The organism is Pseudoalteromonas sp. SMS1 (assembly GCF_021530565.1).
Classification (GTDB): domain Bacteria; phylum Pseudomonadota; class Gammaproteobacteria; order Enterobacterales; family Alteromonadaceae; genus Pseudoalteromonas.
The window spans coordinates 32,585-46,406 of sequence record NZ_JAKGBI010000013.1 but is presented as its reverse complement, the minus strand read 5'-3'; the positions used below and the strand labels follow the sequence as shown (position 1 = coordinate 46,406).

General features: G+C 42.2%; 12 protein-coding genes. 1 reads left to right on the top strand and 11 read right to left on the bottom strand.

Going from position 1 to position 13,822, the window contains the following annotated elements:
* Position 1: 1 nt before the first annotated feature.
* From L1286_RS14115 to L1286_RS14090, 6 genes are all read right to left on the bottom strand, one after another.
* Positions 2 to 667: a TIGR01621 family pseudouridine synthase gene (locus L1286_RS14115; protein ID WP_235407706.1), complete on the bottom strand. Its 666-nt coding sequence runs from the start codon at positions 665 to 667 to the stop codon at positions 2 to 4.
* Positions 660 to 1,415: a 3-deoxy-manno-octulosonate cytidylyltransferase gene (gene kdsB, locus L1286_RS14110; RefSeq protein ID WP_235407704.1), complete on the bottom strand. Its 756-nt coding sequence runs from the start codon at positions 1,413 to 1,415 to the stop codon at positions 660 to 662. Before kdsB ends, L1286_RS14115 begins: the two co-directional genes overlap by 8 nt.
* Positions 1,403 to 1,600 carry a Trm112 family protein gene (locus L1286_RS14105; RefSeq protein ID WP_023399430.1) on the bottom strand — a complete coding sequence of 66 codons (198 nt, stop codon included), beginning with the start codon at positions 1,598 to 1,600 and terminating at the stop codon, positions 1,403 to 1,405. Before L1286_RS14105 ends, kdsB begins: the two co-directional genes overlap by 13 nt.
* Positions 1,590 to 2,573 carry a tetraacyldisaccharide 4'-kinase gene (lpxK, locus tag L1286_RS14100; RefSeq protein ID WP_235407703.1) on the bottom strand — a complete coding sequence of 328 codons (984 nt, stop codon included), beginning with the start codon at positions 2,571 to 2,573 and terminating at the stop codon, positions 1,590 to 1,592. The genes L1286_RS14105 and lpxK overlap by 11 nt, the downstream gene beginning before the upstream one ends.
* Positions 2,574 to 2,575: 2 nt before the next feature.
* Positions 2,576 to 4,312, bottom strand: a complete 1,737-nt coding sequence (gene msbA, locus L1286_RS14095; RefSeq protein WP_235407702.1) for a lipid A export permease/ATP-binding protein MsbA — start codon at positions 4,310 to 4,312, stop codon at positions 2,576 to 2,578.
* 63 nt (positions 4,313 to 4,375) lie between these two features.
* Positions 4,376 to 6,595: a DNA internalization-related competence protein ComEC/Rec2 gene (locus L1286_RS14090; RefSeq protein WP_328284235.1), complete on the bottom strand. Its 2,220-nt coding sequence runs from the start codon at positions 6,593 to 6,595 to the stop codon at positions 4,376 to 4,378.
* 24 nt (positions 6,596 to 6,619) lie between these two features.
* Between L1286_RS14090 and L1286_RS14085 the strand changes: the two genes are divergently transcribed.
* Complete coding sequence (locus L1286_RS14085) at positions 6,620 to 7,132, top strand: DUF2062 domain-containing protein (protein WP_235407698.1); 513 nt, start codon at positions 6,620 to 6,622, stop codon at positions 7,130 to 7,132.
* Between the two features lie 57 nt (positions 7,133 to 7,189).
* On the opposite strand, the gene L1286_RS14080 is transcribed toward L1286_RS14085, so the two are convergent.
* The 5 genes from L1286_RS14080 to L1286_RS14060 form a co-directional block, all read right to left on the bottom strand.
* Positions 7,190 to 8,923, bottom strand: a complete 1,734-nt coding sequence (locus L1286_RS14080) for a DUF3466 family protein (RefSeq protein WP_235407696.1) — start codon at positions 8,921 to 8,923, stop codon at positions 7,190 to 7,192.
* Positions 8,924 to 8,931: 8 nt separating this feature from the next.
* Positions 8,932 to 10,848, bottom strand: a complete 1,917-nt coding sequence (gene uup, locus L1286_RS14075; protein WP_235407694.1) for an ATP-binding cassette ATPase Uup — start codon at positions 10,846 to 10,848, stop codon at positions 8,932 to 8,934.
* Positions 10,835 to 11,080 (bottom strand): glutaredoxin family protein, encoded by a 246-nt coding sequence (locus L1286_RS14070; RefSeq protein WP_235407692.1) that lies wholly within the window; start codon positions 11,078 to 11,080, stop codon positions 10,835 to 10,837. The genes uup and L1286_RS14070 overlap by 14 nt, the downstream gene beginning before the upstream one ends.
* Complete coding sequence (gene rlmKL / locus L1286_RS14065; RefSeq protein ID WP_235407691.1) at positions 11,073 to 13,184, bottom strand: bifunctional 23S rRNA (guanine(2069)-N(7))-methyltransferase RlmK/23S rRNA (guanine(2445)-N(2))-methyltransferase RlmL; 2,112 nt, start codon at positions 13,182 to 13,184, stop codon at positions 11,073 to 11,075. The genes L1286_RS14070 and rlmKL overlap by 8 nt, the downstream gene beginning before the upstream one ends.
* 64 nt (positions 13,185 to 13,248) lie before the next feature.
* A complete protein-coding gene (locus L1286_RS14060; RefSeq protein ID WP_235407883.1) occupies positions 13,249 to 13,779 on the bottom strand; it encodes a cell division protein ZapC domain-containing protein in 531 nt (176 codons plus the stop codon).
* Positions 13,780 to 13,822 lie beyond the last annotated feature (43 nt).

Sequence of the window (13,822 nt, the reverse complement as noted above, 5' to 3'; positions counted from 1 at the left end):
ATTACCACTCTAACTGCTCGGGCTTTTGCCACGAATTGTAAATATCATGCGCTAATAACTGCATGAAATGCTCCCCCTCTCGAGGTGCAGCACTAAAACTAACATATTCACCATACCAATCAAACGCTAAGTAAAAAGCATGCAAATAGACTCTATCTGCAGAACTCCCACCATAACTTTCATCACCCAGTATAGGTGCTGATAAACTTTTTAGCGCAACACGTAACTGATGTGTTTTACCACTAAACGGTTTCATTAAACATGCCCTTAAGCCGGCACCTAAACTTGCTGAATAAAATCTCGTAATTGCAGGGTTTGTTTGGCTCTTAAGAAGCTTATATGTGCCTCTTCTTGATTTCGCCATATCGCCCTTAACCCAACCTTGCTTCTTCTTTGGTTTATCTTTTATCAACGCAAAGTAAAATTTGTTCACCTGCCTCTCAGTAAACAAATTCGTCAGTTTAGCGGCAGCTTCGCTTGAAGTTGCCAGAACAAGAAGGCCTGATGTCGGTTTATCTAGGCGGTGAACAGGGTATAAACTTAGATTAAGTTGCTGCTCAAGTAATGCTACAAACCCAGCCTCTGTTTCGCTATGAAAGCTCATCCCACAAGGTTTGTAAGCAACAACAAAATCTTCATGTTGGGCAATAATGCCAATTTTATCCATTGAGGTACTCAATCACACGCGCTAAATCTTCCGGCGTGTCGACCCCAGCATGTACTGGTTTATTCGCTTTTGTTACTTTAATAGGATAACCATGATACAGCACCCTAAGCTGCTCTAAGGATTCTTGTACTTCCAAAGGCGAAACACTTAACTCAAGATACGTTTTTATAAACCCAGCGCGATAGGCATATATACCAACATGGCGCTTAAAGTGTGCCAACGGTATTTTTTGCTCATCTAATTCCATCATGCTCGCTCGCTGAAACGGAATAGGTGCTCGAGAGAAATAGAGCGCGTTATTATTCGCGTCACTAACCACTTTCACAGCGTTCGGGTTCAAAACCTCTTCGACATTTTCAACATCGACACTCAATGTAGCCATTGGTGCAGAAGAGCCGAACAAAAGGTTTGCAACCTGTGAAATATTTTCTGGTTCAAGCAATGGCTCGTCGCCTTGAACATTAACGATCAGCGTATCGTCGGTTAAGTTCAACATATCAACAACTTCAGCCAAACGCTCCGTGCCCGACTGATGATCTTCTCGCGTCATGAGCACATTGTCAGTAAACGTCTTGACTTCATCAAAGACCAATTGATGGTCCGTAGCCACATACACCGCTTTTGCACCCGCTTTTTCCGCTTGTTCAAAAACACGCTGTATCATGGTTTTTCCGCAAATATCTACCAACGGCTTACCAGGTAACCGTGTAGAAGCATAGCGAGCAGGAATAACGACTATGAATTCCACTTCTCTACCTCTTCCAAGCTCAACTCTCTTGCTTCATTCTCGAGCAGCACCGGAATGTCGTCTCTCACAGGGTACGCCAGCTTCGCAGCGGTACTGATCAGCTCTTTATTTTCTTTGTCATATGCCAGCTTACCTTTACATACTGGGCAAGCGATGATTTCCAGTAATTTTGTATCAAATGCCATGGCCAATAATCCCCTTCTTTTCTAATAAACAGTGCAGCTTCTCAATAAGCGCTTCAGATGGAACGGCGTCTACACGCAAAAAGTACCAGTTATCTTCTGCGAAAGATTGGCACTTAACTGCATCTTTTTCGGTCATAAACACCGGTTGTTTCGAATATGATTCAAAGTCTAATTCGTGATACATATGATGGTCAGCGAAATGCTTATTTTGTGTAATTGCAATCCCGTTTGCTCGTAAGGATTTTTCAAATCTTAAGGGGTTTCCTATCGCACTAACGGCAATGCCCTTTAACGGATGACCTTCAACCTTTTTACCCGTTTTTACACTGTACAAGCCTGATGTACATAAAGAGTAACCATCTTCTTTAACAGACCCATTATATACCGCTAAGTCAACCGACTTTAAACGGCTTGGTAGCTCCCGCAACGGTCCTGAGGGTAACAAGAGCCCGTTACCAAATCGGCGTTCGTTGTCAATGATGCAAACTTCTATGTCTCGTGCAAGTTGATAGTGCTGCAATCCATCATCACTAATAATAATATCTGGTTCGTTGTGCGCTACGAGATATTCTATACTCGCTTTTCTATCGCCACCAATAACAACATCACATCCTAGGCGTTTAAAAATCAACAAAGGCTCGTCACCGGCTTGGACAGCGGTACTACTTTTTGTGACCTGATAAGGTGTGTGTGGCGGATTCGCACCATAACCTCGACTGATGACTGCAACCTTTAATCCAAGGGATTGTAAATAAGGCACTAGCCACAACACAAAGGGGGTTTTCCCATTCCCACCGATGCCAATATTGCCGACAATTAAAACCGGCACAGGTGCTTTGTAGGCAGACTTAATTCCGAGCCTAAACAACATTTTTCTGATGCTGCTAACCAGCCAGAAAACGCCACTTAATGGTAACAACGCAATATTTAAGAAGCCGATAGGCTGATACCAGCTTTTCTCAATCTTGTTCACTGTTATTCACCATATTGCATTTTACACAGAGCCGCATAGGCGCCATCTTTTTCTAACAGTTCGTCATGTTTCCCTTGCTCTAAAACTTTACCTTTATCAAGTACATAAATCTGATCAGACTTCTCAATGGTTGATAGCCTATGGGCAATGACAATCGACGTTTTGTTCACCATTAATTTTTCAAGCTCTTCTTGAATTAGTCTTTCTGACTCGGTGTCCAATGCAGAAGTTGCTTCGTCTAAAATCAGAACAGGCGCATCTTTCACAATGGCTCTCGCTATTGCGATGCGCTGCCTTTGTCCACCGGAGAGCATAACTCCATTTTCACCGACCTCAGTATTCAGGCCATCAGGCAGATCTTTTACAAATTCCCACACATGCGCTTGTTTGGCGACTTTAATTAGCGCTTCTTCAGATAAGGGCTCATCAAGGCCATACATGATGTTGTTTGCGATAGTGTCATTAAACAAAGTAACATGTTGCGATACCAGTGCGAATTGCTTGCGCAAAGAGGTCAAGGTGTACTCTGTCAACTCAACGCCATCTAGCGTAATTTTCCCAGTATCTAACTCGTAAAAACGCGGTAACAAATTCGACAATGTCGATTTACCCGAACCACTGCGCCCAACGAGTGCAATGCTTTTTCCTGCTGGCACCTTCAGTGTGAGATTTTCGATGACAGGCTCATCTTTAGTAGGATAAGTAAAAGTTACATTCTCAACGCAAATCTCACCGCGTATACTGTCAGCTTTATGCGTGCCGGTGTCTTTTTCTTTTTCTTGGTCCAACACTTCAAATATGCTTCTCGCAGCGGTAATACCACGCTGAAAATCACTGTTCACATTTGCCAATTGTTTTAGTGGCCTTAACATCATCACCATGGCAGTGATCAGGGATGCAACCACACCGGGGGTCAGAGTCTCATGCACATCAGGCATTGCGATGATTGCTAATACAACAGCCATGGCACTGGCGGCGATCAATTGAATCACTGAAACACTGAGTGCTCTTGTGGCATCCATTTTTACGCGCTGTTGCCTATTATGATTGTTAACCGTGGCAAAGTGTTCTATTTCTTTATCTTGACCACCAAAGCCATGAATTTCTTTATGACCGGACAACATTTGCTCTGAGCCTCTCGTAACAGCACCCATCGCATCTTGAATATTCTTAGAGATTTTCCGAAAGCGTTTCGACACGATACTGACGACAATCGCAACGAAAGGGACAATTACCAAAAACAGGAGAGACAGCTTCCAGCTGATAGCAAACATGCCCCATAGTAAGAAAACAACAAAAGCCCCTTCTCTTATTGCGACCTGTAGTGCCCTGGTAACAGCTTGTTGCACCTGCTCTGTATCAAATGTTATTTTTGAAACCAATTCACCGTTCGAGTGCTTATCATGGAATGATACCGGCATAAACAGCATGTGTTCATACAGCTGTTGGCGCAACTTCCGGACAACTTGAGAGCCGACATAACTCAAACAATATGATGACATGTAGTTAAATATTCCCCTCCCTAACACGAGAAATATCACCACTATTGGTGCCATTGCCAACACATCTTGGTTACCTTGCGTTAAACCGTCATCCATAAATGGCTTCATTAGCTGGATGAACAACGCGTCCATTGCTGCGTAACCTAACATGCCGAATATCGCAAAGAATGCAGCAATTTTAAATTCGTAAGTGTAAGTCAAAAGCCTTTTGTAAATTTGCTTTCCAGACTGTTGCATAGTATTACTCTAAAACTTCAAAACCCCTGTATTGTATCTGCCATAAACAAAAAACTGAATGCATTATCTTAAAAACCATAGATTTTTCGCTTCTCGGGCCAAGAAAACTTGATAACGATTAGAAAATATACGGATTTGAATATGGCCATGCAACGCAGTATCAAACATTTTATAGCCTGCTTGATGATATCGTGAAACAACATCCTGATGAGGTAACCGCCAAGGGGAATGATACCCCCTAGAAAACACGACCACTTCAGCATTGACAGCCTGAATAAAGCCCATACTGGAAGACGTATTACTGCCGTGGTGAGGGGCAAGCAATATCGTCGAACGAAGGGCATTGTCATTCGATTGCACAAGCGTCCGCTCTGATCGTAATTCAATGTCTCCAGGCAACAACAATTGAATATTGCCATCATTGATGGTGATAACACATGAATTATTGTTGTCATTGTTTTGCATTTCATTAGGCCATAATACTTTTATAAATAACCCCTCAAAGTTCAGTGCCCGCGCTAGACAAGGCTGCTGGTATGGGGCGCCATGAAATGCATCTAAAGTGCGCTCAAATCCGTGCTCAATCAAGTGATTTAATCCGCCAGCATGATCGCCATCATCATGACTAATCACTGTGTGGGCGAGCACAATGTTATTTGCCGTCATATAGGGTAAAACAACATTTTCAAATATAGAATAAGAGCCAAAGTAATTCGCCCCCAAATCATACAAAAAGCCTTTACCATGTTTTGACACTAAGACGGCACTCCCGTGGCCAACATCAAAAATATCGATTTGCCAATTTGGCGGTTGCCAGAGAAGCCATCTAACAGACAAGATTAAGGCGGGCACAGAGGCATATCGGGCTGTGGGGACAATGAGCAATAACACCATGCTCAGTAATATTAAGCCTAAATCCGAAAACGTCAGCTTGCCAAGCGTTATCCAATTAAATTCAAACTGTATCGCATGTCGATATGCCTCAAACAGTAGCCAATCCAATGTGCCAATGAGCTTTATATGCATAAAAGTGCCAATGAATGCCTGCACAGCGATAGCTGGAAATACGATGAGACCTAAAAGTGGAATAACGATTAAGTTGATTAAAACCCCCGAAGCACTGACCCCTTGAAAAACATAAACACTCCAGGGCAACAAAAAGACAAAGACGACCACTTGTATTTTCATCAACGTCTTGATTTTAGACATACTCCCACGATGAACTGATATAACATGACGACGCCGAGACAAGCACCACAAGATGCCAAGCACAGCACTGAATGAAAAGTAAAGCCCCATATTTAATAATGAAAAGGGAGAAAAGAGAACAATCACAGTCAGTGTATAAAGCACGACTCTCACGAAACCGAGCTGTAAACCTAAGGCATAACCGACTACCCCCAAACATGCCATCAACCACGCACGTTGAGCCGACACCTGCATGCCACTTAACACCACATACAATCCCGCTGCGCTCAAAGCGCCAAACAAGCAGATAAAATTGACGTGTATGCCTTGCTTTAAACGCTGGTACATTGCAAATGTAAGGCATTTAAACACGATGAAACTCAACGAAAAAATAATGCCTATGTGCAAGCCAGAAATTGCCAGCAAGTGTCCCAGCCCTATTTGTCTAAAATCTCTTTTTTGCGCGATTGTCACGTTTGTTCTATCGCCGCTGAGTAACACGTAATAAAGCCAGCCCAGCTGATAACCTTCAAATATTGTTGCCAAGTAGTCTTGATAGGACGCTCGCCAAGTTGATTTGCCTGCTACGACTTCGTCAACCTCGATACGTCCTTTAAAATAGAGGTGATTACGAAAGGCGTATAACTCACTGTCAAACACATCAAAATTTTTCCTAGACCGAAAAAGTCGCACTCGGCCACGTCCAATGATCTCATCCCCCTCTTGCAATGCATGGGCGCTTTTTGTGACAGAAAGGTTCGCATAGACCGTTTTTATCGGTGATGTATGAAACTTATCAAGCTGTACCACATCTAATTTGATGTACGAGTAGCGACTTCGATTGATAACTTTGGATACGTAACCGCGTATTTTGACCGGCTTATCTACGACTTCACTTGCCCAACTTATATGATAAAAAGTGAAGTAGTGAAAAACTGTAACAAAAATACCTAAAATAAAACCTGCCAAAACATTCGAAAAAAGCTTAAAATAGCTACTAACAAAAACGAGCATGGCAATGCTGCTGGGTAACTGCCAAGAATCCAGGTAAAAAACGGATATCAGGCACCCGCACACGATGCCGAAGCAAATCAATAGTGAAGTAGATGGTTGCTCTATATGGCGAAGAAAACGATCCAACGCTTTTTACCTGATCACAACAAGATCAAAGAACAAAAATCGTTAAAGATATTTGGTAATTTATTGCATGATGCAAACCTTTGGCATTTAAATCGGCGCTCTGCCAGAGGCGCTTTTTCAGTAGGACTGTTTTTTGCGTTCATCCCTGTTCCTTTTCAAATGGTACTTGCGGCAGCCCTTGCCATACCATTTAGAGTAAACTTACCCTTGTCGATCGCACTTGTTTGGATAACTAACCCGCTCACCATGCCACCGATTTTCTATTGCTCGTATCTTGTCGGTGTTTTTGCCCTCGGTCAAGAGTTACAGCCATTCCACTTTGAACCTACGTGGGCATGGTTGAGCCAAAGTATTTCGACTATAGGTCCTGCATTTATGGTTGGTTCACTTATTTGTGCATGTATTGCAGCAATTATTGGCTTTTTCGGTATTGATTATTTATGGAGACGTTCAGTCAATAAAGCTTGGGAAGCACGTAATCAAGCGAACTAAATACACATTTATATCGCAAATAAAAAAGGCCCTAAGGGCCTTTTTTATTATCTCAGATTACTTCGTTTTTCTTCGTCTTCGTAGCATCATCAGCGGGGCTGCTAATAGGCTTAAGAAACCAAAGGATGCCGACCCACGCTCGTAGGTTTCAGCTTCTTCAGGAGCGCACTCTGCTGGCTTACCATCGCTGTTTCGTGTCAATAGCACCGGAATTGCCACTGACTCAAATTCATCATTGCCATCACTATCTTTCATCACGTTACCCAAAGAGTCTTTTCTTTTGACTGTTTTAGTCGCGATTGCATAGATATTACCATTTTCGGTAATCTTGATAGCCTCAGACACCTGATATGGAAAGTCCGCACTTCTGCACGGTAGCAAATCGTTGATATTGTTTAATTGGCCAGTTGTTATATCAAATAAAAATGCATCTCTTCTCGGTACAGACACGTTTTTTTCTACTTCTGCCTGACCGATAATTTGACCAGCATTATTAATATCTCTTACGTACATATCTGAGCCTTCATAAAATGAAGCAATTTCTTTGTACTCAGAGTTATCAATATCGTAGTAATAACTTTTGACGTTAACAAAAGAACCAAGTGAAAACTCGTCCATGCGATAACCAATCACAACGTTGTTATCATTGATCGCTATCGCTCTACTACTTTCATACCCTTTATCGTGATCCACTACAGGCTTAAACGTGTCATCTTGAAAATAACCTGCGCGCTGACGAATGATAAAGTCGTCACCTTCTCGCGTTTGAGATTGACCAATTGGAATACCCGCTTTATTAACTGCAAGCGCTGAACTGACGTGGATTCTTCCTTCATCGTCTTCTCTTACAAGCCCGATGCCTAAATCTTTAGTCTCCTCAGTGAGGATGTTAAAGTCAGCATCAAGTTTCCATTGGTATGCACGTAAGTCATAGTATCCACTGTTCTGAAGTTGCCAAGCACACACAGCCACAGGCTCGTCTTCACCCTTACAGTTGTCGTCAAATCTCTCCTGCGAATCCTTTTCGACGCTCATAGCGCTTTGACCTACAACCAAGTACCCGCCATCATCCATTTTTTTAATGTCTGTCGCAATACTAAAGCTGCCATAATCATCTGAAAAACCAGCAGGCAACGCCATTGTTTCACCGCTAGGTTTAATTAACATTGCTCTAGATGCGTGAGCTCTTTGGAAAAATGTGGTGTTGTCACTTTCATCTTTCTTTTGAAACTCTACTTCGTCGTACGGTGCAGTTCCCCATCCCACAGCAGTGCCATCAGATGCGACGGCTGTTAAAAGCTGAACTGTTGAGCGAGATAATCCATTTGTGTACGTACGCTCAGCGTCAAACAGTACTTTCTCATCCGCACTCGTTGTACTGAACATAATACCGATACCAGAGTTTAGTTTTTGAAACTCCGGATTATTCGATCTAGTTGATAAAAAATTACGCATAAACGCATGTGCTTCAGGGTTTGTTGCAGCAGCGTTATTGTTTTTAATGTCATCCAACGTGAAGTCGATTGTCTCATCGCGACGTTCTAGGCTAAATTTCCATGAGTCATAAGCGTTTTTGATTCCACTGTCTTCAAAGTCAATATAATCGACGTAAATTGGTAAGTTAAATAACTCTGTTGAACGGCCAACAATCACACCTGACTCATTCGCATCCATTACATAGGTATGCTTTGTATTGTCGTTTGTCGGTAATTCTGATAATTCGAAAGTAACAGCAAAAAGCTGCCCTGAAAAGCACAAACCAATACTGGCGGCTAAAAGTGAGTATTTCATTTCAATCCTTACTGCTGATTCTGTAAAGCTTCTAATTCTTCCCAGCGTTCAAACGCGGCTTCGAGCTTGGACTCCAACTCGGCAAGTTGGTTCAATGCCTCTTGTGTAATATCGGAATCTTGCTTAAAAAACTCTGGAGAGTTTACAACTTCTTGTTGACTCTCTAGTGCAGCCTCAAGTTCCTCTACTTTACTTGGCAAAGCCTCTAATTCAAGTTTTAATTTGTAACTTAACTTACTTGATTTGTTCCTATTTGTCTCTTTCTTGGCTGCAGGAGCCGCTTTCTTTTCCTTATCTAGTTTTTCGAGTGCCTTTTGCTGAGCAAGCTTATTGTCTCTGTAGGCCTCAAAATCACTATACCCCCCAACTATTTCAGTTACTACACCGTCTCCTTCAAAGGCCCAAACGCTATTGCAGGTATTATCAATAAACTCACGATCGTGACTGACGATTAAAATAGTGCCTTGATATTGAGTAATGATCTCTTCTAGTAGTTCGAGTGTTTCAATATCTAAGTCATTAGTTGGTTCATCTAACACCAAAACATTAGAAGGCTTCAAAAATAACTTCGCAAGTAAGAGACGGTTTTTCTCACCACCAGAGAGCGCTTTGACAGGCGTTCTTGCTCTTGCTGGTGGGAACAAAAAGTCCTGCAAATAACCTAACACGTGCCTACTACGCCCACCAATGGATACTTCTTGTTTTCCTTCAGCGACATTGTCTTGCACTGTCATCTCTTCATCTAGCTTTTCTCTGTACTGATCAAAGTAAGCAACTTCAAGATTGACGCCTTGCTTAATTTTTCCGCTATCCGCAGAAAGCTTGCCAAACAATAGCTTTAATAGTGTCGTCTTTCCTATTCCATTTGGTCCAACCAGCCCTACTCTGTCCCCACGCATTACCAAAGTCGAGAAGTCTTTCACGATTGCTTTGTCTTTAAATGCATGGTTTACAAAATTGGCTTCAAACACTAATTTTCCAGAGCGCTCTGCTGACTCAATGTTAAAGTCTGCTTTGCCAACCTGTTCTACGCGTTGTTTACGCTCAACCCTCAGTGCTTTTAGTGCTCTAACGCGTCCTTCGTTACGCGTTCTTCTAGCTTTTATACCCTGACGGATCCACGCCTCTTCTTCCGCAAGCTTTTTATCGAACAGCGCATTTTGAGTTTCTTCTACTTTCAGATCATGGGCTTTTTGCTCTAGATATTTACCATAATTGCCCGGGTACGAAATCAGTTTACCGCGGTCTAAATCTAAAATACGAGTTGCAACGGCCCGGATAAATGCACGGTCATGAGAAATAAATACAATGCCGCCTTTAAAGTCTTTCAAGAATGACTCTAGCCACTCAACACTGGCCATATCCAAGTGGTTTGTCGGCTCGTCTAGTAACAGTAAGTCTGGATCCCCGACCAATGCTTTAGCAAGCGCTACTTTTCTTAGCCAGCCTCCGGATAGCTTCTCTAAACGCATCTGTGCAGTAAGCTGCAATTGACTGAGTACAAGGTTGATACGACTTTCAAATCGCCATGCGTCCGCTGCTTCAATCTCAGCTGACAAACGCTCTAAACGATTTAATAAAGCGCTAGACTGGTCGGTTTGCAATGCTTCACTAACATGGTTGTATTCAATAAGCAGGCTTGCTACCTCAGGAAGGCCATTTGCAACGTAATCAAATACACTGCCTTGCGCACCCTTTGGCGGATCTTGCTCTAGTCGCGAAACTTTAAGGCCAGTTAAACGGTTAATTTCTCCGTCATCCAGCACAACCTGCCCATCTAATACTTTGAGTAACGTCGACTTACCTGCGCCATTTCTACCTACGATACACACGCGCTCTCCAGCTTCTATCAACGCATCAGCATTGTCTAGTAACGGATGAGAACCAAAAGCAAGTTGCGCTTTAGCTATTCTAATTAAGTCCATCTTCTTGTACTAACTCTTGAATTTGTTGTTGGGTAAATGGCCAACATAGCAATTTACCCGTTGTTATATTTTTTATGACTGGTATGGAAGTTTGAAACTCATTAACCAAAGCTTCATTCTCCAAGATATCTTGATGATGAATGTCTTCTTCGTTCACGCAGCGAAGGGCTAAAGACAATGCGTCTTCACACAAATGACACCCTTCTGTATAAAACAAAGTGACTTTAGCCATGGGTAATTATCCAGCTATTGTGAATTTGCTTGTTGCGCTTGAAATCCGGTGACAACGTTTGAGCAGATATGTTCTCCGCCTTCAATCCAAGGCCCATCAATGCCACTTCGTCCATTTTGAAGCCGCGCTTGTTATTGGAAAATAGCAACACACCATCTGGGCTAAGGATATTTTTCACCCAAGTGAGTAATTGGATATGATCTCGTTGTACATCAAACACATCTTTCATACGCTTAGAATTTGAAAAGGTTGGCGGATCTAAGAAGATCAAATCATATTGTCCTCTTGCGTGCTCCAACCATTTAAGACAATCAGCTTGCTCAAATCTAAAGCGAGGGTTTTTGAGGTTATTCAACGCAAAATTTTCTTCAGCCCACTTTAAATATGTTTTTGACATATCGACTGTCGTGACCGCTTTTGCTCCCCCTAATGCAGCATGTACTGACGCTGTACCAGTATACGAGAACAGGTTTAAAACGCGTTTATCTTTGGCGTTTTGCTGAATATAACGGCGTGCCAAACGGTGATCTAAAAATAAGCCCGTGTCGAGGTAGTCGTACAAGTTTACTTTAAATTTAGCACCAAATTCTTCAATAATTTGATAGCGATTTTGCTTTTCATTAGACGTATATTGTGCGTCTCCACGTTGCTTTTTGCGCACTTTAACGGCCAAGTTACTGGGCGAAATTTGCAGAGTTTCAGCGGTTAGAGAAATTACATCTTGTAATCGTTTATCGGCAACTTCTGCATTGATTTCTTTGGGTGCAGCATACTCAAAGATCACCGCGTTATCATCATATACATCAACCGCAACATTGTATTCTGGAATGTCAGCATCATAGAGTCTATACGCTTTAACCGATTCTTTTTTTAGCCAGCTTTTTAGAGACTGCTTGTTCTTTTTCAATCGATTTGCAAACGCTCTGGATTGCTCATAATGAAGCTCGGAAGTTTGCTGGTTCTGTGCAACCTGCTTTTCGTTTAGTTCATATAGGTAAAGCGTTACGTCAATTGGTCCATTTTTAAATTTATAGCGCTTTTTAGAAGCAAGCTTAAGGAGCCTAAACAGCTCATCATCCGTACCTAGCAAAGCGGCATTCCAGTCTTGGAAATACTTTTTAAAGCTCGCCCCCATACTGCGATACAAACTAATTAATTCTGCCATTGACCCTAAACGCTCACCATACGGTAAATTACTCAAAACCGTGCCTGGACGTTTGGCCACAGACTGTAATCTGCCAGCATCTGCAACTTTAAACTGAATGTGCTCGCCAATTCCCGCGCGATTCGCATTGGACTGTGCTGTCTCAACAATTTTACCATCGATATCATGACCGATTAGCCACAAATTCTGCTCAATTTTTTCTGCTTTAAGAGCCTGTTGAATCTCTTTAAATTTCGCTTCTCTAAAGCTGGGTAATCTCTTAAATGCAAAGGCTTTGTGTAAATTCGTAGGTAATTTTAGGGCCATGCTCGCAGCTTCAATCAGCAATGTACCAGAGCCACAACAAGGGTCAAAAAGTGGTTTCGATGTATCGTCCAACCACCCACTACGTCTCACGAGTGCCGCAGCCAGGTGTTCTCTAATGGGCGCTTTACCTTGTTTCACTCTATAACCACGGTCAGATAATCGAGGACCAGAGTAGTCAAGATACAACGCTAGTTTTTGTTTGTTCAACTTAGCAATGATACGCACATTCGCGTCTTGCTTGTCTACTGATGGGCGCTGCTCATACAAGTCTTGAAAGTAATCAACTACCGCATCTTTAATAACCAACCCAGAAAACTGCGTATTTTTTAATTCTTTGTTAGTACCATTAAACTCAACAGCGAAGGTTTGTTTAGGGCCAAACCACTCTTGCCAGCCCTGAAAACGCGCGAATTTATAGAGGTCTTCTTTGTTGGTGATGTCTTCATGCTCGTCAATCAGCAACATTACGCGTGTTGAGAAACGCGTCATCATGCAAAATTTTTGAGCCGTTAAATTATCGGCTTCAAAACGCACTGAACCAATGCTTTGTTTAGTAATTTTAATTTCGAAAGATTGAAGTTCTTCGACTAGTAGATTTTCGATGCCAATCGATGTAAGTGCAATAAACTGCAATGTGCTAACCCTATAATTTCAATTGACGCGAGTATAACACAGGTGTCGACAGACTGGGATTGGATTACGCTCTTCTGGCTAGTTTATTACTGACTAATAATGGGTGGATGCGATTGTTAAGTACTTTTATCGCCTGAAATTGTTCCAGCACGATATTTTCATCTAGCCTAAAATCCGCTGTTAGATTAACGCAAAGACTTGCCTCACTGTCATGGTCGACAATTAAGCACTCCCCTAGCATTTCTTTAGAGCGTAAGCTTACCACAGCATTACATAGCGGCTCCGACCCTGTATAAGGACAAAAAAACCAGCTCTTGGCTTGCATTGGTAATAGATGAAATTTGGTTGCAGTAGCATTAAGCGATATTTGACAACACTGAGCTTCAGACCAAACAGAATAAGTGCACAGATAATCGAACACATTCTGGTAAAACTCGGCCTCTTCAACGCTGAATGTAGGACTGGATTCAGAATCAGCGGTGAGTTGACGCAGACGAAATGGTGTACAGAGCTGAAGCTCATCACCAAGATCAACAAGCAACCTGTTCTGTGTGCGGCACTGTAACCAACGCCACTCTTTTGATGCTTGCAAAATCGCCCTCCGAATTACAACTTCTCCAACCTAATCGTAACACGTA